Annotated in this window: 14 protein-coding genes; 3 read left to right on the top strand and 11 right to left on the bottom strand. The window is 73.1% G+C overall.

From position 1 onward, the window contains the following. Positions 1–62 precede the first annotated feature (62 nt). On the top strand, positions 63–1,391 hold the full coding sequence (locus tag KO717_RS14545; protein ID WP_301367113.1) for a PspC domain-containing protein: 1,329 nt from the start codon (positions 63–65) through the stop codon (positions 1,389–1,391). Continuing rightward, the gene (locus tag KO717_RS14550) at positions 1,378–1,602 is read left to right on the top strand and encodes a hypothetical protein (RefSeq protein WP_301367114.1); all 225 of its coding nucleotides are present in this window, start codon (positions 1,378–1,380) and stop codon (positions 1,600–1,602) included. The genes KO717_RS14545 and KO717_RS14550 overlap by 14 nt, the downstream gene beginning before the upstream one ends. On the opposite strand, the gene KO717_RS14555 is transcribed toward KO717_RS14550, so the two are convergent. From KO717_RS14555 to guaA, 4 genes are all read right to left on the bottom strand, one after another. Beyond that, complete coding sequence (locus KO717_RS14555) at positions 1,548–2,063, bottom strand: TQO small subunit DoxD (RefSeq protein WP_301367115.1); 516 nt, start codon at positions 2,061–2,063, stop codon at positions 1,548–1,550. The two genes, KO717_RS14550 and KO717_RS14555, sit on opposite strands and share 55 nt — an antisense overlap. Before the next feature lie 18 nt (positions 2,064–2,081). Then, on the bottom strand, positions 2,082–3,338 hold the full coding sequence (locus KO717_RS14560) for a hypothetical protein (protein ID WP_301367116.1): 1,257 nt from the start codon (positions 3,336–3,338) through the stop codon (positions 2,082–2,084). A gap of 102 nt (positions 3,339–3,440) precedes the next feature. Continuing rightward, a complete protein-coding gene (locus tag KO717_RS14565; protein WP_301367117.1) occupies positions 3,441–4,202 on the bottom strand; it encodes a class II aldolase/adducin family protein in 762 nt (253 codons plus the stop codon). A gap of 153 nt (positions 4,203–4,355) precedes the next feature. After that, positions 4,356–5,948, bottom strand: a complete 1,593-nt coding sequence (gene guaA, locus KO717_RS14570; RefSeq protein WP_301367118.1) for a glutamine-hydrolyzing GMP synthase — start codon at positions 5,946–5,948, stop codon at positions 4,356–4,358. 250 nt (positions 5,949–6,198) lie between these two features. On the opposite strand from guaA, the gene KO717_RS14575 reads away from it, so the two are divergent. After that, the gene (locus tag KO717_RS14575) at positions 6,199–6,510 is read left to right on the top strand and encodes a chorismate mutase (protein ID WP_301367119.1); all 312 of its coding nucleotides are present in this window, start codon (positions 6,199–6,201) and stop codon (positions 6,508–6,510) included. A gap of 273 nt (positions 6,511–6,783) precedes the next feature. Here the strand turns inward: KO717_RS14575 and KO717_RS14580 are convergent, their stop codons facing one another. The 7 genes from KO717_RS14580 to KO717_RS14610 all read right to left on the bottom strand — a co-directional run bounded on the left by KO717_RS14580 (position 6,784) and on the right by KO717_RS14610 (position 21,007). Then, the gene (locus tag KO717_RS14580; protein WP_301367120.1) at positions 6,784–8,445 is read right to left on the bottom strand and encodes an LPXTG cell wall anchor domain-containing protein; all 1,662 of its coding nucleotides are present in this window, start codon (positions 8,443–8,445) and stop codon (positions 6,784–6,786) included. 189 nt (positions 8,446–8,634) lie between these two features. Continuing rightward, complete coding sequence (locus KO717_RS14585) at positions 8,635–10,422, bottom strand: GMC oxidoreductase (RefSeq protein WP_301367121.1); 1,788 nt, start codon at positions 10,420–10,422, stop codon at positions 8,635–8,637. An 11-nt stretch (positions 10,423–10,433) separates the two neighbouring features. Further along, positions 10,434–12,065: a succinic semialdehyde dehydrogenase gene (locus tag KO717_RS14590; protein WP_301367122.1), complete on the bottom strand. Its 1,632-nt coding sequence runs from the start codon at positions 12,063–12,065 to the stop codon at positions 10,434–10,436. 103 nt (positions 12,066–12,168) lie between these two features. Continuing rightward, on the bottom strand, positions 12,169–13,815 hold the full coding sequence (locus KO717_RS14595; RefSeq protein WP_301367123.1) for a serine/threonine-protein kinase: 1,647 nt from the start codon (positions 13,813–13,815) through the stop codon (positions 12,169–12,171). A 125-nt stretch (positions 13,816–13,940) separates the two neighbouring features. Next, positions 13,941–16,442, bottom strand: a complete 2,502-nt coding sequence (locus KO717_RS14600) for a protein kinase (RefSeq protein WP_301367124.1) — start codon at positions 16,440–16,442, stop codon at positions 13,941–13,943. 78 nt (positions 16,443–16,520) lie between these two features. After that, positions 16,521–18,641 carry a serine/threonine-protein kinase gene (locus tag KO717_RS14605; protein WP_301367125.1) on the bottom strand — a complete coding sequence of 707 codons (2,121 nt, stop codon included), beginning with the start codon at positions 18,639–18,641 and terminating at the stop codon, positions 16,521–16,523. A 647-nt stretch (positions 18,642–19,288) separates the two neighbouring features. Further along, the gene (locus KO717_RS14610; protein ID WP_301367126.1) at positions 19,289–21,007 is read right to left on the bottom strand and encodes a glycerol-3-phosphate dehydrogenase/oxidase; all 1,719 of its coding nucleotides are present in this window, start codon (positions 21,005–21,007) and stop codon (positions 19,289–19,291) included. Positions 21,008–21,021: the final 14 nt, after the last annotated feature.

The raw sequence follows: 21,021 nt of genomic DNA on the forward strand, positions 1-21,021 counted from the left end.
TCAGGGTTGCACCAGGGTAGGGCCCGATGCCGCGCGCTCCGGCGGGCCGTCACCATGGACCCATGACCGGAGTACACGACGCCCCGCCGGCCGAGCCCGGGGCCCCGCGGGCCGCCGACGCCAGGCCGCCCCTGCGCCGCAGCAAGCGCGACAAGGTCCTCGCGGGCGTGTGCGGCGGCCTCGGCCGGTACTTCGACCTGGACCCGGTGGTGTTCCGCGTCGTCCTCGGTGTCCTCGCGGTCACCGGCGGCGTCGGTCTGATCTTCTACGGCTTCGCCTGGCTGCTGCTCCCCCAGGAGGGCGAGGAGGACAGCGAGGCGAAGAAGCTGCTGACCGGCCGGGTCGAGGGCGCCACACTGGCGGCGGTGTTCGCCGCGCTGGTGGGCTGCGCGCTGTTCCTGTCGATGCTGGACAATGGCGGGCTGGCCGCCTTCTCGGTGCTGGTCGTCCTCGCGCTGGGCGGGGCCTCGTACTGGTCGCAGCGCAAGCGGCACACCTACCGGCCCGAGGCGCAGGCGGCGCCCGACCCGGCCGGCAGCGCCTCCCGCGCCGCGCACTCGCCGGCCCCGCCGGAGACGCAGGCACCGCCCACCCCCGGCGGCCCGTCCTGGTGGCGGGACCCGCTGGTCAAGGACGGCACGACCGGCCCGGTCGGCGGGACGGGATACCTGTGGGGGCCCGACGACTCGGCGGACCCGGTGGTGACCGGCCGCACCCCGGCGGCGGCCGCGAAGGCGCCCGCCGCCCCGGCCCGCCCGCGCGGCGGCATCGGCGGCCGGGTCTTCGTGCTGGCGCTGCTGGCCGGGATCGCGGGGACCGCCGCCACCTGGGAGGGCAACCCGCTCGGCGAGGCACTGCAGACCGGGCTCGCCGCCGCGCTGGTCGTCTTCGGTCTGGGTCTCGCGGTCAGCTCCCTGCTGGGACGCACCGGCTTCGGCACGATCGTGCTGGCCGTGTTCACCGCGGGCCTGCTCGCGGGCGCGGCCGTACTGCCCCGGGAGATCGGCACGGACTGGCGGGAGGTCGAGTGGCGTCCGGCCGCAGTGGCCGACGTGAAGCCGGTGTACGAGGCGGGCACCGGGCTCGCCACGCTGGATCTGAGCCGCCTGGACGTGCCGAAGGGCACCACCGTGACCGTCGGGGCCTCCATCGACGCGGGCCGGCTCAAGGTGGTCCTGCCGCGGGAGGTCACCGCGCAGGCCGATGTCACCATCCGGCGTCTGGGCGACATCCAGCTGCCCGGCGACTACGCGGGCCGCATCGAGCGGGTCGGGGAGCAGCACCGTACGGAAACCCTCGCGCCGGCGGCCGGCACCGAGGCCGGCGGGACGATCGAACTGCACCTCGGTGCGGACTTCGGACAGGTGGAGGTGGCCCGTGCGGCGTCATGAGTTCCAGCCGGGACGGCTGATCGCGGGGCTGGCCCTGATGGTGGCGGGCGTGCTCTACCTGCTCGACACCACCGGCGAGGCGGACCTGCCCTGGTTCGCGGTCATCCCGATCGCCATGGGCGGGCTCACGCTCGCCGCGCTGGTCGGGCTGGTGACCTATGCCGTACGCCGGGACCGGCGCGACCGGATCACCGAGTCCAGCGACAGGTAGGGCGCCCCGGCGAGGATCAGCGGGGTCCACGCCATCAGGTAGATCAGGTCGTTGCCGTAGTAGTACGGGGTCACCGCCCACGACACCGTGAGCCACAGGCTGAGCGCGATCAGCGCGCCGCCGACGGCCGCGATACGGGTCAGCAGGCCGGCCAGGGCCCCGAGGCCGACCAGGATCTCCCCGATGGCCAGGGCGACGGCGAAGCCGACGGGCGAGTTCAGCGACAGGTCCACGAGGCCGGGGATCGCGGAGGTGTCGCGCACCCCGCGCATCTGGTCGCCGATGGAGCCGTCGCCGGAGACGGAGAGGAACGCCGGGTCGGTCAGTTTGTCGAGACCGGCGTACACGAAGGTCACGCCGAGGAAGAGCCGCAGGGGCAGCAGCGCGTGCCGGGAGGCCAGCTCGCGCAGGCCCACGACCTCGCGAGGGGCGTCGGTTTCAAGAACATCGGTTCGGTTCACGGAACATGTGTACCCCCATCACTCGGCAACATCGATGGTGCAGCGGTTGGATTCCACCCCTGCGGCCGTGACCACCTGGACCTCGACGCGCCCCGGCTCCACCTCCGCCGGGACCGGCACGGTCAGCACGGCGTCGGAGGGGTTGGTGAATCCGCCCGCCACCGGGACCAGCGGCACGTGGACGTGCACCGCCCCGACCCGTACGACCAGACGGGCCAGCATCTCCGGCGTCTGCGCGCCCGGAGGCACGAAGCCCACGCCCCGGATCTCGATGTCGTCCCCGGGGCGGACGGCCGCGTCCAGATCCCCGGGCTCCCGTCTGCGCACCACCGACAGCACCAGCGGGCGGCTGCCCTCCGCGTACTTCGCCGCCAGGTAGACCGCGGCCGACAGCGCCACCAGCAGGGCCAGCGCCCAGGGCAGCTGCGGGAGCCGGGCCGGGAAGCGCGCCAGCGAGGCCGCGGCGTAGCCGAGCACCACCGTCGAGACGAGCACGTACTGCGCGTCCGGGAAGCTCCCGCGGCCCGCGTCGTCCGTGAGGAGGTCCACGCCGCGCGGCCGGTCGGCCGGCAGCTTCTGCAGCCGCTGGCCCATGATCCGTACGGAGACCACCCGGCGGACCAGCACCGCCACGGCGGAGGTCAGCGAGACCACCGCCAGCAGCGGCAGCGCCCGGTCCAGCGCCAGGCCCGCGTACAGGGCCTGCCGCTCGGGTCCGGGCGCCGAGGCGGCCAGCCGCAGCGCGGGCAGCAGCGTGGCGAAGGCCGTCAGCACCACCCAGGCGCTGGGCACCGCCTTCGAGGTGGACAGCCGGTTGTCCTCGCCGACGAGCGGGGCCAGCAGCCCGCCGCGCACGGACTGGGCGCGGGCCGCGACCGTGAGCAGTCCGGCCAGCACCAGGGCCGCCAGCAGCCCGGCGGTGCGCGCCGTGGACCAGCCGGTGCCGAGCGCGGCGGCGACCTGCACCAGCAGCAGGACCCCGGCGGCGATCCAGACGGCGAGGACGGCCCGGCGCGAGAACAGGTACAGCCAGGAGTTCCCGGCCTCCCGGCCCCGGTCGGCGACGGTACGGGCCGACAGGGTCAGCTCGTCGGAGACCCACTGGCGGGAGGCTCCGAGCGAGTGGGCCACGGCGGCCGGCACGCCCTGCCCGGAGGCGAACTCGTCGCGCTTCTCCAGGAACGCCGTGACCGCGCGCCGGTGGCCCTCGCGGGCGCACTCGTCGCAGGCGCAGGCGGTGGTATGGGTACCTCGGGACATCTCTTGGACAGCCACGTACGTACCGCCTCTCTGAACTACGGTGCAATGCCAGCGAATTGTGCACCACTGCGGCAGTGCTCCGGATTGCGCACGATGTCAGAGCAGGTGATTAACGGTTCATGATGTTGACGCCACCAGTTCCCTGAGTGGCTGGTAGCTCACCCAGGCGGCCAGATCGGACCCGAACCGCTCGCGCGTCAGGGCCGCGGCGCGGTGGTCGATGGGCACCGGCTTCCCGGCGGCCCGGGCGATCAGCTGCACCTGCGCGGCCCGTTCCGCCTCGATGAACCACCAGACGGCGGCGTCCACCGAGTCGCCCACCGTCAGCAGCCCCCGGTTGCGCAGGATCAACGCCTTGTACGGGCCGAGCGCCAGCGCGGTCCGCTCCGGTTCGCCGGCCCCGGAGTACTCGTCGAGGAGGGCGTGGTCCTCGAAGAAGGCACAGGCCTCCTCGGTGATCGGGGCGAGCAGCTCGCCCAGCGCCGCGAGGGCCCGGCCGTACGGGCCCTGCGCGCGGACGACGGCGACCACCTCGGGGCGCCGGCGGTGGACCGCCGCGTGCACGGCGAAGGCCAGCTGGTTGACCCGGCGCCCGCCCCGGACCACCCGCCCGTCCCCGTCGACCAGCAGCAGGTCGTCGGCGGTGAGCGCGGTGAAGGCCCGGCCGAAGGGGTTCACCCAGTAGCAGTCCTCGAACTCCGGGTCCCGTGCGGTGATCTGCCCCGCCACCCCGTCCTCGTACCCGAGGCGCCCCAGCAGCCGCAGCGCCTCGGCGAGCCGCTCCTTGCGGTGGGCGCGCGCCGCGTCGACGGTGTCGTGCACGGGCGGCATCTCGAAGCCCAGCCGCTCCACGGGCACGGGTACGGGCTGGTCCGGCATGGGCGCTCCTTCGAACGGCTCGGTTCGCCGCGCAAGGTACCCGGGGCCCTGCCAAGTGGCCAGAGAAACGGCGAAGCCGCCGCCCGCGGGTGCGGGCGGCGGCTTCACAGCGATCCGGGTGGGACCTGGAGGACCTGGGAGGACCTGAAGGGACTACTCCCACTCGATGGTGCCCGGGGGCTTGCTCGTGCAGTCGAGGACCACCCGGTTCACCTCCGGCACCTCGTTGGTGATGCGGGTCGAGATCCGGGCGAGCACCTCGTACGGCATGCGCGTCCAGTCCGCCGTCATCGCGTCCTCGGAGGAGACGGGGCGCAGCACGATCGGGTGGCCGTAGGTGCGGCCGTCGCCCTGGACGCCGACGCTGCGGACGTCCGCGAGCAGGACGACCGGGCACTGCCAGATCTCGCGGTCCAGGCCGGCCGCGGTGAGCTCGTGGCGGGCGATGGCGTCGGCCTCGCGGAGCAGGTCCAGGCGCTCCTTGGTGACCTCGCCGACGATGCGGATGCCGAGGCCGGGGCCCGGGAAGGGCTGGCGCTGGACGATCTCGTCGGGCAGGCCGAGTTCCTGGCCGACCATCCGGACCTCGTCCTTGAACAGCTGGCGCAGCGGCTCGACGAGCTCGAACTCGATGTCGTCGGGGAGACCGCCCACGTTGTGGTGGGACTTGATGTTGGCGGTGCCGGTGCCGCCGCCGGACTCGACGACGTCCGGGTACAGGGTGCCCTGCACGAGGAAGGCGACCGCGGGGCCGTCCTCCTGGAGGATCTCCAGCTGGGCCTGCTCGAAGACGCGGATGAACTCGCGGCCGATGATCTTGCGCTTGGTCTCCGGGTCGGAGACGCCGGCCAGCGCGGTCAGGAAGCGCTCCTGCGCGTCGACGACCTTCAGCTGCACGCCGGTCGCGGCGACGAAGTCCTTCTCGACCTGCTCGGTCTCACCCTTGCGCATCAGGCCGTGGTCGACGTAGACGCAGGTCAGCTGCGAGCCGATGGCCTTCTGCACGAGGGCCGCGGCGACGGCGGAGTCGACGCCGCCGGAGAGGCCGCAGATGGCGCGCTTGTCGCCGACCTGCTCGCGGATCGCCGCGATCTGCTCCTCGACGATGTTGCCGGTGGTCCAGGTGGGGGCGAGGCCCGCGCCGCGGTAGAGGAAGTGCTCCAGGATCTGCTGGCCGTGCGTGGAGTGCATCACCTCGGGGTGGTACTGCACGCCGTACAGCTTCTTCTCGTCGTTCTCGAAGGCCGCGACCGGGACGACGTTCGTCGACGCGGTGACGGTGAAGCCCTCGGGGGCGGCGGAGCAGGCGTCGCCGTGGGACATCCACACCGACTGGTTCTCGGGGGTGCCCTCGAAGAGGGTGGAGCCGGCCTTGGAGACGGCCAGCGGGGTGCGGCCGTACTCGCGGGCGCCGGTGTTGTCGACCTGGCCACCGAGGGTGACCGCCATCAGCTGGAAGCCGTAGCACATGCCGAAGACGGGGACGCCGGCCTCGAAGAGGGCGCGGGCGTCGTCCAGGCGCGGGGCGCCCTCCTCGTACACGGACGACGGACCGCCGGAGAGGATGATCGCCTTGGGGTTCTTGGCCAGCATCTCGTCGACGGGCATCGAGCTCGGCACGATCTCGCTGTAGACCCGTGCTTCGCGGACGCGGCGGGCGATGAGCTGGGCGTACTGGGCGCCGAAGTCGACGACGAGAACCGTGTCCGGGGCGCTGTCGTGGGCGGCGGAGGGTGCTTCTGGCACGGGGCGGCCTTCCGGCGGAAGAGGTGGCTGTTTTGTCGATTCTAACGGGGGACGCAGGGCCCTCTTCGTCTCACCATCCGAATCGGCTTGGCCCCGGGGCCGACGGAAGGTAATAATCCGTCCCATGCGCAAGCAGCTGAGCTTCCTCTTTACCTATGGCACCGGTCGGTCCGGTCGCCATGGGTCCTCGTGATGCTCGCTTGAGCCACTGACTTCCCACAAGCGCCCCGGTCCGACAGGACCGGGGCGCTTGCGCGTTTCCGCTCCTGTCGGCACGACACGATCCACAGGAGAGAACACCATGAGCGTCACCACCACCCCCGAGCAGCTGATCGCCGACTCCCGTACGCGCATCGACGCCCTCGACGACCGGATCATCGGTCTGATCCAGGAGCGGATGGCCGTCTCGACCGTCATCCAGGACGCCCGGATCGCCTCCGGCGGGCGCCGGGTGCACCTGTCGCGCGAGATGGAGGTGCTCTCGCACTGGAGCGATGCGCTCGGGAAGCCCGGCACCGCCCTCGCCATGACCCTGCTGGAGCTGTGCCGGGGGCGCGTGTGACGGCTGTTCGTCACCCGTCCGGACCGTGACCGGCCCCGGGGCCCTTCGTTGGTGAGGGTGTCCGCGTCAGCCAGCCGCGGAACCGTAACACCACGCGTGGATCCGCTGGAGCGATGAGACGCACGCCCCGTGGAGCGTGCGTCGTGGGACCTCGCTCCTTCGCGTGACCGGACGGCAGGGGACAGCAGCCCGGTCACCCCGTAAAGGACGACCGGCCCGGGGGACGCCCCGGGCCGGTCGTTCTGCGTTGTCGCGCCTGCGTGGCGTACGCCGTTACGCGTGCCCGCCCGCCTTGCGGCGGAACGCCAGGAACAGCCCGGCGCCGACGGCCAGGAACACCGCGCCGCCGAGCGCGATCACCTGGGCGGAGCTGCCGGTGGAGGCGAGGCCGCCGTTGGGCGTGACACCCGTACCGGTGGCCGAGGCGCTCGGCGTCGCGGACGCGGTGGGCGTCGCGGAGCCGGTCGGGGCCGGCGTGGCCGAGGTGGTGGCGGTCGGGGTCGGGTTCGGTCCGGTGCCCTTCGCGTTGATCACGAGGGCCGCCGTGTCGTTGCTGTGGTTCGGGTCCCAGAGCTGGCCCGTGGTGCCCTGCGGCTTCTCCCGGCCGACCGTGATCGAGCCCTTGGCGTCCGCCACGACCTTCTCGATCTTCAGCTGGAACGGATAGGCGACCGCCTCCTTCTCCCCGACGACATGGCCGGTGGAGCAGAAGTAGCGCGGCGCACCCAGGGCCTGCTCGCGGTCGCTGCCGTCCGCGGCGACCCCCTTGCAGCCGGCCGGCACCTTCGTGACCCTCGCACCCGCCGGGATCACGATGTCGGTCCGGGCGATGGCGGCACCGTGGCGCAGGTCGGCGACCCACGCGGGGCCGTTGTTGCGGAACCCGAAGTCGACGTCGACCGTGTCACCGGCCTTGCCCGTGAGGGACACGCCCGTGGCCACCAGGTCCGCGGTGTTGCGCGTCGCGAAGTCGAACTCCTGGATGTTGTTCCAGGGGTCGAGGTCGGTCGCCTGCTGGGCGGACCGGGCCGCGGCCTTGGGGGCCTGCTTCGCCGCGGCCAGCTTGTTGCGGGCGGCCGCGGGCGCGCGGTTCTTCGCCGCCTTCGGCTGGTCGCCGGCCGCGTACACCGCGTAGGTCAGGCCGTCGATGAAGGCGTGCGGGGCGGCCTTGAGGGTGAGCGGGCCGTCGACGCCGTAGACCGCGCCCGGCTCGTACTCGCCTTCCAGCAGGCACTGCACCGTGGTCCAGCCGGTGTTCCACGGCTGGTTCGCGCTGGTGTCGTCGGAGTAGGAGCAGTTGTCGTACTGCTCGACCAGGTCGATGCCGTGCGTGGTGCGCATCTCGAGCACGACGCCGTTGACGGGGTCGGTGCCCTCGTTGGCGAAGATGATCGACAGGTTCTGCTTGTCGCCCGGCTTCTGCTCCGCCTTCAGCCGGGCCCGCTCCAGCACCAGGTCGGGGCCGCCCACGCGCACCTTGGTGGTGGCGGGCTTGAAGGTGGCGCCTTCCGCCGCGCCGGTGAGCGTCAGGTCGGCGGTCGCGCCGACCTTGCTGTCCTTGGCTGCGCCGAGGTCCAGGTTCACGACGGTGGTCTCGCCCGTCCACAGCGCCCAGCGCTTGCAGGTCACGGCCGCGGCCGTGAGCTTGCAGTCCGCGCCCCGGTCCTTGGCGAGCGTCACGTCGGCGATGCCCTTGAGGCCGCTCAGGTCGATCGTGAAGGTGCTCGGGCGGTCGAACGTCTTGGTGGAGTCGTTGACGATCCGGAACTCCACCGAGGTCTTCTGCGGCTCGCCGCTCTGCCCGGGGTGCGGGCGCAGACCGATCCCGGCCGGTCCGGCCAGGGTGAAGACGGGGTCCGCGGCGTGTGCGGGAGTGGTGGCGAGCCCCAGGGCCACGAGGGCGCCGGCAGCCAGCAACGAGATGCGCTTTCTCATGCAGCCGTTGACCGTCGAACATCAGTCGCAGTTGCACACTTCACCGTGTGATCGACACCACAGCCCGGCACCGCGGATTCCGGTACAACCATCAAGGCTGAACATCTGTCACGTATGTACCGCGGTGGGTACCGCGCTCGGAGGGGGAGCGCGGTACCCACCGCTGTCACACGACAGATTCCGGATCGCTCAGGACCGGCGCGGCGGAATCTCCGGAACCCCGAGGAACGGCAGCCGCAGCGCGCCGAAAGCCTCCTTGGGGACCGCCGGACGGACCGGCTCCACCGCGTCCAGGCGGACGTACGCGCCACCCTGCTCGGGCCGCGGGTCCCGCTCGCCCCGGTTCGGCCAGTACGACATCGCCCGTTCCGCCTGCGCGGTGATCGTCAGCGACGGGTTCACCCCGAGGTTCGCGGAGACGGCCGAGCCGTCCACCACCGAGATGCCCGGGTGCCCGTAGAGCCGGTGGTACGGGTCCACCACGCCCTCTTCCGGCGAGGCGCCGATCGGGCAGCCGCCCAGGAAGTGCGCGGTCAGCGGGGTCCCCATCAGCTCGCCGATGTTGCTGCCCGGGAAGCCGTTGATCTCCTCGGCCAGCAGGGTCGCGGCCTGCGTGGCCTCCGCGATCTGGACCGGGTTCGGGGCGCCGTGCCCCTGGCGGGCCGTGAGCAGGCCCTTCCCGATCCCGCCGGGCTTGCGGTACGTGGTCAGCGAGTTGTCCAGCGACTGCATGACCAGGCCGATGATGGTCCGCTCCGACCAGCGCCGGTTGGACAGCGAACGTGCCAGCTGCACCGGGTGCCGCACGGTCCGGCCGAGCCAGGCGCGGACCCGGTGCTTGCTGTGGGGGACCTGGAGGACGGTCATGAACCCCATGGCGTTGGAGCCCTTGCCGTAGCGGACGGGCTCGATGTGGGTGTCGGCGTTGGGGTGCACGGAGGAGGTGATGGCCACGCCCCGGGTGAAGTCGGCCCGGCGGTCGCCGCCGTGCCGCTTGCGGTAGCGGCGGTCGTCGGTCTGCGCGCCGACCAGGCCCTCGGAGTTGGTCCGGGTCAGCTCCCCGAGCCGGTGCGAGAGGCGCGGGAGCTCGCCGCGGTCCTTCATGGTGTGCAGCAGGGTCTGCGTGCCGTAGGTGCCCGCCGCGACGACGACGTACCGGGCGCGCAGTACCTTCGCCCGGCCCCGCCGGCGGCCGTCGGTGGGGACGGTGCGGACGCGGTAGCCGCCCTCGGGGTGGTCGGAGAGCGCGGTGACGGTGGTCATCGGGTGGATGACGGCGCCGGCGCGCTCGGCGAGGTGCAGGTAGTTCTCGTTCAGGGTGTTCTTCGCGCCGTGCCGGCAGCCGGTCATGCACTCGCCGCATTCCGTGCAGGCCTTGCGGGCGGGGCCGGCGCCGCCGAAGTACGGGTCGGGGACCTCGTCCCCGGGCCGGACCTTGGGCTGCGCCTCGCCGTCGGCGCCGTCGCCGAAGAAGACGCCGACCGGGGCCATGTGGAAGGAGTCCGCGACGCCCATCTTCTCGGCGGCCGCCTTGAGGTGGACGTCGGAGGGGGTCATGGTCGGGTTGAGGCGCACCCCGAGCATCCGCTTGGCCTGCTCGTAGTAGGGGGTGAGCTCCTCGCGCCAGTCGGTGATGGAGGCCCACTGCCGGTCCTCGAAGAAGGCGGTGGGCGGCACGTACAGCGTGTTCGCGTAGTTGAGCGAGCCGCCGCCCACGCCGGCGCCCGCGAGCACCATCACGTTGCCGAGCAGGTGGATCCGCTGGATCCCGTAGAGCCCGAGGGCCGGGGCCCACAGGTAGTTGCGCAGGTCCCAGCTGTTCTTCGGCAGGCTCTCGCGGGTGAAGCGGCGTCCCGCTTCCAGGACGCCGACCCGGTAGCCCTTCTCGGTCAGGCGCAGCGCCGAGACCGATCCGCCGAAGCCCGATCCGATGACGATGACGTCGTAGTCGTAGGAATCAGATGCAGACTCAGACACGGTGCTGCCCCTTAGCGGAGTCGGAGGGCCTTCATGACCTTGAGGCTGCGGGTCATGAACGCCGCGTACTTCTCGTCGTCCATGCCCAGCGAGGGCGCCATCGGGAGCAGCCGCTGGTGGGCGACGGTCTGGGCCTCGGTGTACTTGAGGATGCCCTCGGAGCCGTGGCGGCGGCCGAGGCCGGAGTCCTTCATGCCGCCCATGGGTGCCTGGGCACTGCCGTAGGCGGGGGCGTAACCCTCGTTGATGTTGACGGTGCCGGTGCGCAGGCGGGCGGCGACGGCGTGGCCGCGGCGGGAGTCCTTGGTCCAGACGCTGGAGTTCAGGCCGTACGCGGTGGCGTTGGCCTCGGCGATCGCCTGGTCCTCGTCGGTGAAGCGGTAGATGGAGACGACGGGGCCGAAGGTCTCCTCGCCGCACACCGCCATGGGGGCCTCGACGCCGTCGAGGATGGTGGGCTCGTAGAAGAGCGGGCCGATGTCGGGGCGGGCGGTGCCGCCGGCGACGAGGGTGGCGCCCTTGGCCACGGCTTCGTCCACGTGCCGCTGTACGGTCTCCAGCTGGCGCTCGCCGACCAGGGAGCCCATGTCGGCGCCGTACGCGAGGGAGGCGCCGAGCCGCATGGCCTTCGTACGGGCGGCGAACCGCTCGACGAAGGCGTCGGCGATCGAGGCGTGGACGTAGAGCCGCTCGATGGAGATGCAGAGCTGTCCGGCGGAGGAGAAGCAGGCGCGGACGGCGCCCGCGGCGGCCTTCTCGATGTCGGCGTCGTGCAGGACGAGCATGGCGTTCTTGCCGCCGAGTTCGAGGGAGACCCCGACGAGGCGGTCGGCGGCGCCCCGGGCGACCTCGCGGCCGGTACGGGTGGAGCCGGTGAAGGAGACGTAGTCCGCGTGCCGGACCACCTCGGGGCCGACGACGGGGCCCTCGCCGAGGACGATCTGGAAGACCTCGGCGGGCAGGCCGGCCTCGATCAGCAGGTCACGGGCCCACAGGGCGGTCAGCGCGGTCTCGGTGTCGGGCTTCATGACGAGCGCGTTGCCGGAGACGAAGGCGGGCAGGGCGTCGCCGACCGACAGTTCGAGCGGGTAGTTCCAGGGGGCGATCTGGCCGACGACCCCGCGCGGCTGGCGCAGCTCGGTGACCTTGGTGAGGGTGGGCATGGCGCCGGTGTGGCCCTTGGGGCGCAGGTACCCGGGGGCCTTGCGCCCGTAGTGGCGGGCCGAGACGGCGACCGCCTGGACCTCCTCGTGCGCGTGCAGGCGGGCCTTGCCGGTCTCCAGCTGGATCAGGTCGAGGACCTCGGCCTGCCGGTCGAGGACCAGGTCGTGGAAGCGCAGCAGGACCGCCGCCCGCTTGGCGACGGGGACCGCCGCCCAGGCGGGCTGGGCGGCGCGGGCCCGGTCGAAGGCCTCGGCCACGTCCTCGGGGGTGGCCTCCGGGAGCTCCGCCAGCCGGTCCCCGGTGAAGGGGGTGTGGTTGGCGGTGCGGCCGGATCCGATCACTCCGCGGGTCAGCCGGGCGACCAGGTCGGGGGTCACCACGTCGGCGGCGGTGCGGGCACCGGCCGGGGCCGGGGCGACCGGGTTGGTGGGCTCCGGTGCGGTCCGGAGGGGGGCGGCGGGGGCCTGCGAGTCCGTCATGCCGGTGAGCGTATTGCGCCGGGCAGCCTTTGGGTACCCGCCGGTAACCGGATTTTGCCATTTCCGCCAGCGATTGCTGGCAGGGTGCCGGAATCAGGGCGGATCAGGGCTTCTTGGCGGGCGGCTCCCAGCCGCTGAGCACGATGTCGAACTGCTGCTCGGTCGTGGCCCAGCTCGCGACCGGGCTGGAGATGTAGATCGCGTACTCCGTGCCGTCCGGCGCGATGTACATCTGCTCCTTGGCGCGGCGCGGGCCCGGGTGGTTCTGCTTCTCCGTATAGGTGAAGTCCCAGAGCGCGGCCCGGGTGCTGTCCCGGAAGGTGTTCTGGTTCAGCCGCACCTTCTTGTAGTCCGTCCGCTTGGACACCTGCGTCTCCAGGTCGAGGAGGTGCGCGTACGGGTCCTTGTAGTCCGGGGTGGCATCGGAGGCGATCCGGATGAAGTGCTTCCCGTCGTCCGGGGTGTAGTCGATCTGGTCACCGTTCGCCTTGCGCGTCCAGCCCTCCGGGACGAACAGCGTGAAACCGGCGATGGGATCGGTGACCTTGTTGTAGCCGGCCGGAGGGGGCGCCGCCTGCGCCTTCCCGTCGTCGCCCGACTGCCCGGCCGTCGAGCTCGCGACCCGGTCCGGATCACCCTCCGTCCCCGAGTCCGCGTTGTACTTGAGCACCCCGAACACACCGCCGCCGCCGAGCAGCGCGGCCACCAGGGCCACCACCGCGGCGCGCCTGAGCCGGCCGCCGTCCCGGTCGGCGGGCGCGGCCGCGGGCACCGCCCCGGAGACCGCGGGCTGCTCCGCCGGCGCGGTCGTCTGCGCGACGTCCCCCGGCGGAGCCGGCACCTCGGATCGTTCCTGCGCCGGGGCCAGTTCCTCCGGGGTCACCGCACGCGTGGGCACGTACGCCTGCGCGGCCTTCGGCTCGCGGCCCTCCATCGCCTCCAGCAGCATCCGCTCGGCCTCCTCGGCCGAGGGGCGCTCCGTCGGATCCTTGCGCAGCAGGGCCGTGATGACCGGCCCGAGCGCCCCGGCCTGGCGCAGCGCCGGCGGCTCGTCGTTGACCACGGCCTGCAGGCTGGAGATGGGCGACGTACGGCGGAACGGCGAACGGGCCTCCACCGCCGTGTAGAGGGTGGCACCCAGCGACCACAGGTCGGAGGACGGGTCGGGGATGCCACCGGTGACCCGCTCGGGCGCCAGGTAGTCGATGGAGCCCACGATCTCGCCGGTGCGCGTGATCGACGAGTCGCCCTCGATCGCGGCGATCCCGAAGTCCGTGAGCAGCACCCGGCCGTCCTTGGCGAGCAGCACGTTGCCCGGCTTCACGTCACGGTGCAGTACGCCGACCGCGTGCGCGGCGCGCAGCGCGCCCAGCACGTGCAGGCCGATCCGGGCCGCCTCACGGGGCTCGATCCGCCCGGCCGCCTTGGCCGCGTCCGCGAGGGAGGGCCCGTCGATGTACTCCATGACGATCCACGGCCGGTCGTCGTGCTCCAGGACGTCGTGGACGGTGACGACCGCCGGGTGCTGGATCCGGGCCGCGGCCCGGGCCTCCTTCTGCGTCCGGGCGTGCATGACGTCCCGGTCGGCCTGGGCGACGTACAGACCCGCCGTCAGTTCCTTGACGGCGACGGTCCTGTGGAGCAGCTCGTCATGCGCGCGCCACACTTTGCCCATGCCGCCCCGGCCGATCGGCTCGACGAGCCGGTACCGGCCCGCCAGCACGGCGCCCCCACCTGTCTGCTGTTCCACGAAATCCCGCCGCTCTCTGCACCTCAGGCCAGATTACGGAGCCCGGAGGGGCTGCCGGAACCGCCCGGGCGCCGAAAGGCGGCACTGTGACGCAATCGCCGTACTGATCAACCGTCAGTATCCGTTCAACCGCCCGCCTTGTAACTCGCCGTGGCCTTCTCGAAGACCTCGGTGACCTTGGACTGCTCGTCCTCCGGACCGGTGACCAGGACGACGTGGTAGCTGCCTCCGAGCGCCACGACGAAGTTGCGGGCGAAGACGTTGCGGCCGGTCCCGTCGATCCACGTGTACCGGCCCGTCGCACGCAGTTGCTGGCCCACCTTGGTGGTCTTCACATCACCGACGGTCGACCAGGTGGACGTCCGGTACGGGGTCAGCTCCGGCTCCTTGTCCTTCTGGTACGCCGCCGGATCCGGATTGCCCTGGACCTTGTCGCGGCCGGGGACGACGGTCAGCACGAACTGGCCGTCGGTGTAACGGACCTGACCGGACTCGTTGATCCCGCGGCGCTCCCAGCCGTCGGGCACCGCGATCTCGAAGTGCTCCGGGTCCTGTTGGGTGGTGTAACCGGCCGGGGCGGGGGCCGGAGCGGCCGGTGATTCGGCGGGCGCCGTCGTCTGCGGGGCGGGCTTGGACTCGGGCGTGCCCGAAGGGACCTGGGAGGGGCTCGGCTTCGCCGGCGCCTGCGCGGTGCCGCCCTGGGAAGCGCCCGCGGGCTCCTGGTCGGCCGCCCGGGGCAGGAACAGCATCGCGTACGCCACCCCGCCGGCGAGGAGGACCAGGATCCCGACGAGCAGGGTCCGCCCGAGGGCGCGCGGCCTACGGGGGCCCGCGGGGTTGCGGTGGCGCCCGTGGACCTCGCCGCGGCGGCGTACGACGGGCAGCCGCGCCGGATCCGGTTCCGGCATCGGAAGCGCCCCGAACCCGGCGTCCGGCTCGGGCGCGGACCGTACGAGCGACCGCAGCCAGCCGCGGAGCTCCTCGAAGTCGGGCCGCTCGGTGGGGTCCTGGCGCAGCAGCGACTCCACGATCGGGCGCAGCGCGCCGCACTCCTCGGCGAAGGCGGGCGGCTCCGCGCAGACCATCTCGACCAGTTCGGCGGCGTTGTCCTCCGGGTACGGGGCATGCCCCTGCACCGCGCGGTAGAGCAGCGCGCCGAGCGCCCAGAGGTCGGTGGCGGGCCCGACGGGGGCAGCGAGCTGCCAGTGCCCGTGCACGGGGCCGGCCTGCTCGGGGGCCCACCGCTCGGTGACGGCCCCGACGACGGCCATCCGGGTCTGCCGCGCGCGCTCGGCGTCCAGGCCGGTCCGCGGCCCGGACCAGCCGTTGCCGGTGGGCTGCGGCCGCTCGGGGGCGGCCGGGGCCGGGGTGTCGGCCTGCCGGTAGCCCTGGGGGAGGGCGAGTTGGGCGGGCAGGGCGGGCCGCTCGGGCTGCGCCTGCCCGGGCTCCGGCTCCGGCTCCGGCTCCGGATGGGGTACGGGCTCGGGATCGGGTACGGGCTCCGGCCCCGGGGCGGGCGCGGACGCGGGAAGCTCCGCCCGGCGGGGGGTCGCGCCGTGCCAGGGGGCGGCGCCGCCGGTCTCCGGGCCGCCGTACGGGTACGAGTACCCCTGCGGGAGGGTCGACCCCTCGGGGCGGCGCTCCGGCGGCGCACCGGCCTCGATCTCGGCCGCAGCCCCGCCCCTGCGCTCCTCGATCACCCGGGCGGCGGCGGCCCGCGCCCCGGCCCGGTAGGCGGCGACGACCCCGGCCCGCGCGGCGGCCTGGACGTCGGGGCGGTCCTGCGGACGGCCGGGGGTGATGTGGTCGGTGTACCGCGGCCCGGTGTCGTATCCGGGGGCCACGAGCGGCGCGTACGCGACGTCCACCGGACCTGCGGTGGCCGGGGTCGGGTCCGGGACCGGATCAGGGGCCGGATCCGGAGCTGCGACGGGCGGCGGAGTCGGGACAGGGACGGCGACTTGAGCCGGAGCCGGAGCCGGAGATGGAGCCTGGGTGGTGGCGGTGGCGGTGGCGGTACCCCATCCCGCTCCTCCGCCGCCGGTGTCCTCCGCGCTCGGGACGGGGTCGTACCCGCACAGGGCCTCCTCCGCCGCGCCGGCCGCGAGGCCCGTCAGCACGACGCGCCCGTCCTCGCACACCAACACCGTCCGGACGGTGATGTTCCGGTGCGTCCAGCCGTGCGCGTGCAGCACCCGCAGCGCGGTCAGCACGTCCGACGCCACCTCGGCGGCCCGGTAGGGGCTCAGCGGTTCATCGGCTATCAGCGCGGCCAGCGGCCGGGCGGGGACCAGTTCGCTCACTATCCACAGCGACTCGCCCTCGGCGAACACGTCGAAGACCTGGTCCAGCCGCGGATGGTCCGGGATGGAAGCCGCGGCCTGCGCCGCCTCGATGGCACGGCGCACGGCCGGCAGATCGGCGGGCGAGCGGCGCGCCGCCGGGACGGCCCGCGGCCCGTCCAGCAGCTCCGCGTCCACGACCTCCGGCAACGGCACCTGCCGTACCAGGACTTCCTGCCCGCTGCGTGTGTCGAAGGCGCGGGTCTCTATCAGTTCGTACTCGTCGGACGGCGGCAGGGGCAGGCGGTAGCGGCCGGCCAGGATCCGGCCCGCGTACTCCTCCACATCGCCTCCCCCGAGTGCGGCGGGCTCCCCATGGCCCCTCCGACACGATACGTCGCCAGGGCCGCCCGCGTCCCGAGGTCAGCCGAGCGGCTGGAAGGTCTCGAAGGCGACGTTGCGCATCTGGGTGCACTCGGGGCCGTCCCACTGGTCGGCGGCGCAGCTGATCATGATCGCGTAGCCGTGCGTCGCGTCCAGCTTGAAGCCGCGGTTGAGCACGCGGACCTTGATGCCCTTCTGCTCCCGCTCGAACTCCCAGTCCGCGACGGTCGGGTAGCCCCGGTAGTCGACCAGGTCGATCCGGATCTGGTGGTATCCCTTGCTGTCGCTGGCGACGCCGGGAACCGACTTGACCCAGGCGAGGCGCGCGTCGTCGCCCGGCTTGCTGGTGTAGTCGACCTGGATCCTGGGGAAACCGCCGCTTTCACGGGCGTAGATGCCGCCGGAGTTGTCGCCGGCTATGGCGATCTGCTTGAAGCCCTCGGGCATCGCCATCGAGAAGTGGAACCCGAACTCCTGGATCATGGCGTATCCCGCCGGGAGTGCGCCCCCGGCCCCGCCGGACGTGGCGCCCTGGCCCGCGCCCGGGGACTGCTGACCCTGGCCCGGCTGACCGCCGGTGGCGGCGCCGGTACCGGCGCTGCCGCTGCCCGCCGTCTCCCCCGTGTTCCCCGAAGGCTTCGGAGAGGTCTCCCCGGTCCCGCCGCTGCCGCTGGCGCCGCCGCTGCCCGGGTCCTTCGGGGCCGAGGCCGCCGGAGTGGGCTTGCCGTCGCCCTTGCTCTCGTTCTTGGTGCCCTTGTCGTCGTCGCCGCTGAAGGCGTAGGCGATGAGCGAGCCGACGACCGCCAGGACCACGACCAGGGCCGTCGCCGCGAGCACGATGGTGCGGCGCTGCATGACGTCCGTGAGCGGAGCCTTGACGGGGGACGGCTTGGACTTCGGCGGCTCCGAGGCGGAGACGGCCGTGGTGGCGGCCGCGGCCGTCGCCGCCTTGCGGGCAGCCTTCAGCGCGGCGCGGGCGCGTTCGCGCTGCTCGCGGTCGCGCCGCTCGCGTTCCTTCTTCGCCGCCCGCTCGGCCGCCTTCTCCGCCTTGTCCGCGGCGGCCTTCTCCACGGCCTGCTTGGCGTCGGCCAGCGATATCTGCCGGGTCTCCTCGGCCGCCGGGGCCGCCACGGGGGCGGGCACGGGCTCGGGCGCCGCGAGGACGGCACTCAGCATCGCCTGGGTGCGGGCTTCGTCGAGCCGGTGGGTCGGGTCCTTGGCGAGCAGGCCGTAGATGACCTCGGTCAGCGGACCGGCGTTCTTCGGCGGGTCCACCGGCTCGGTCATCACCGCGGTGAGCGTGGCGAGCGCGGATCCCTTGTCGTACGGGGGCACTCCCTCGACGGAGGCGTACAGCAGACCGCCGAGCGACCACATGTCGGCGGGCGGGCCGGGCTTGTGGCCGCGGGCGCGCTCGGGGGAGATGTAGGAGGGGGCGCCGACGAGCATGCCGGTGGAGGTGACGGAGGGGTCGCCCTCGACCTGCGCGATGCCGAAGTCGGTGAGGACGACACGGCCGTTGCCGGCGATGAGCACGTTCGAGGGCTTCACGTCGCGGTGCAGGATGCCCTGGCCGTGCGCAGCGCGCAGCACGTCGAGCACCGCGAGGCCGACCTCGGCCGCGCGGTGCGGGGTGAGGGGGCCGTTCTCCCGTATGAACTCCGCGAGCGAGGGGCCCTCGATGAGCTCCATGACGATCCACGGGCGGCCGTCCTCGTCGACGACGTCGTAGACGGTGACGGCGCCGCCGCTGCGGATCCGGGCAATTGCCTTGGCCTCGCGGAGGGTACGGGTGATGAGGCGTCGCTTCTCGTCCTCGTCGACCCCGGTGCTGAAGCGGAGCTCCTTGACGGCGACGGTCCGGCCCAGGGTCTCGTCCTGGGCCCGCCAGACGGTACCCATCCCGCCCTTGCCGAGCACGGCTCCCAGCCGGTACCGCCCGGCCAGCAGCCGTCCCTCGTCCTGCCCGTTCCCGGCTGCCTTGGCCGCGGCGGCCTTGACAGCGGCGGCCATGGCGTCGGCCTTCTCGACGACGGGATTGGGTTTCGCCGCAGGCTCGGCCGCAGCCGCCCCGGCCGCCTTGCCCGACCCGGGCTTCGCGGCCGCGGACTTCTCATCGCCGGACTTCGGGGCAGGCGTCACCGCGGCCTTGCTCAGCACGGGCTTCGCCCCGGGCACGGCGTCAGCCGGCTTGCTCTCGGCGGGCTTCGCCGAAGGCGCCCCGGCAGCGCCGGAGTGCCCGGGCTTCGTCTCAGGAGCGGCGTCGGCTACGAGCGGCCTCGCAGGCGCATCCGAAACCGCGGTACCGGCCTCAGACTTCTCACCGCCGGGCTCCGCCGGGTCCTCGGCGCCGGCCGCGGACTCCTCACTGCGCGCCTTCGCCGCAGGCGACCCCGCGAGCCGGCTCGGCACGGGCTTCGCGTCCGCCGGCGCAGCGTCCGCAGGCTCGCCCTCGGCCGGCTTCGCCGCAGGCGCAGCGTCCGTGGCGGGCTCGGCCTTCGCGGGCGCAGCCGCAGGCTTCCCGCTGCCGGGCTTCGCCGCAGGCGACCCCACAGCCGAAGCCGCGGCGCCAGCCCCAGACTTCTCACTGCTGGGCTTCGCCGCAGGCGACCCGGCAGGCGACTCGGTGTGCTCCGGCTTCGACATGCGTCCCCTCTGCGATCGTGCCGCTGCTCCGCCTGCCCCAGCGGCTGAGCGACCCGGCGGCCGGGGCCCGTGGTAACCCGCCCCGGCAGAACCCTCATTCTTCCTCACTCCGCAACGGACGGGCGCCCCGGGTCCGCGGTTCCCCCTTCCGCATCCCGGAGTTACAACGGAACGATGTCGGGCGCGCCCAGCCGCGCCGCGTCCGCCGTCTGGTCGTCCGGCTGGCGCTGCGATTCCCGCTCCGCCTGGACCCGCTTCTCGTAGTGCTCCACTTCCTTCTCGATCTGCTGCTTGTCCCACCCCAGAACCGGAGCCATCAACTCCGCGCACTCGCGCGCCGACCGCGTCCCCCGGTCGAAGGTCTCGATCGAGATGCGTGTGCGTCGCGTCAGTACGTCGTCCAGGTGCCGGGCCCCCTCGTGCGAGGCCGCGTACACGATTTCCGCCCGCAGGTAGTCGTCCGCCCCGGACACCGGCTCACGCAGTCCCGGATCGGCGGCCATCAGGTCCAGCAGTTCCTCCGTCAGCGACCCGAAGCGGTTCAACAGGTGTTCCACCCGCACCACATGAAGCCCCGTCCGGGCCGCGATCCGCGCCCGTCCGTTCCACAGCGCCCGGTATCCCTCCGCCCCCACCAGCGGCACGTCCTCCGTCACGCATTCCGCCACCCGCTGGTCCAGGCCGTGCACGGCCTCGTCGACCGCGTCCTTCGCCATGACCCGGTACGTCGTGTACTTGCCCCCGGCGACCACCACCAGCCCCGGCACCGGGTGCGCGACCGTGTGCTCGCGCGACAGCTTGCTCGTCGCGTCCGACTCCCCGGCCAGCAGCGGCCGCAGGCCCGCGTACACCCCCTGGACGTCGTCGCGCGTGAGCGGCACGGCCAGCACCGAGTTCACGTGCTCCAGCAGGTAGTCGATGTCCGCGCTCGACGCCGCCGGGTGCGCCTTGTCCAGGTCCCAGTCGGTGTCCGTGGTCCCCACGATCCAGTGGCGGCCCCACGGGATGACGAAGAGCACCGACTTCTCGGTCCGCAGGATCAGTCCGCTGCTCGAATGGATCCGGTCCTTCGGTACGACCAGATGGATGCCCTTCGAGGCCCGGACATGGAACTGGCCGCGCTCCCCGATCAGCGCCTGGGTGTCGTCCGTCCACACCCCCGTCGCGTTCACGACCTGCTTCGCGCGGATCTCGTATTCCCCGGTCGCTCCCCGTCCCCCTTCCACATCACGCACCCGCACGCCGACCACCCGTTCGCCCTCACGCAGGAAGCCGACGACCCTCGCCCGATTGGCGCAGTGCGCCCCGTACGCGGCGGCCGTCCGCACGAGCGTGGTGACGTAGCGCGCGTCGTCCATCTGGGCGTCGTAGTACTGCAAGGCCCCCACCAGGGCGTCCTTGCGGAGCGCCGGCGCCACCCGCAGCGCGCGCCCCCGCGACAGGTGCCGGTGCACGGGCAGGCCGCGCCCGTGGCCGCTGGAGACCGACATCGCGTCGTACAGGGCGACGCCCGCCCCGGCGTAGAGCCGCTCCCAGCCCTTGTGCTGCAGCGGGTACAGGAAGGGCACCGGCTTCACCAGGTGCGGGGCCAGGCGCTCCAGCAGCAGCCCGCGCTCCTTCAGCGCCTCGCGCACGAGGGCGAAGTCGAGCATCTCCAGGTACCGCAGGCCGCCGTGGATCAGCTTGCTGGAGCGGCTGGAGGTGCCCGAGGCCCAGTCCCGCGCCTCCACCAGGCCGGTCGACAGGCCGCGCGTCACGGCGTCGAGCGCGGTGCCGGCGCCCACCACGCCCGCGCCCACCACCAGCACGTCCAGTTCCCGCTCGGCCATCCGGGTGAGGGCCTCGGCCCGCTGCACCGGCCCCAGTGTCGCTGTCCTCACGGCTGCCTCCCGTT

The sequence above is a fragment of the Streptomyces xanthophaeus genome (genome assembly GCF_030440515.1).
GTDB lineage: Bacteria > Actinomycetota > Actinomycetes > Streptomycetales > Streptomycetaceae > Streptomyces > Streptomyces kutzneri.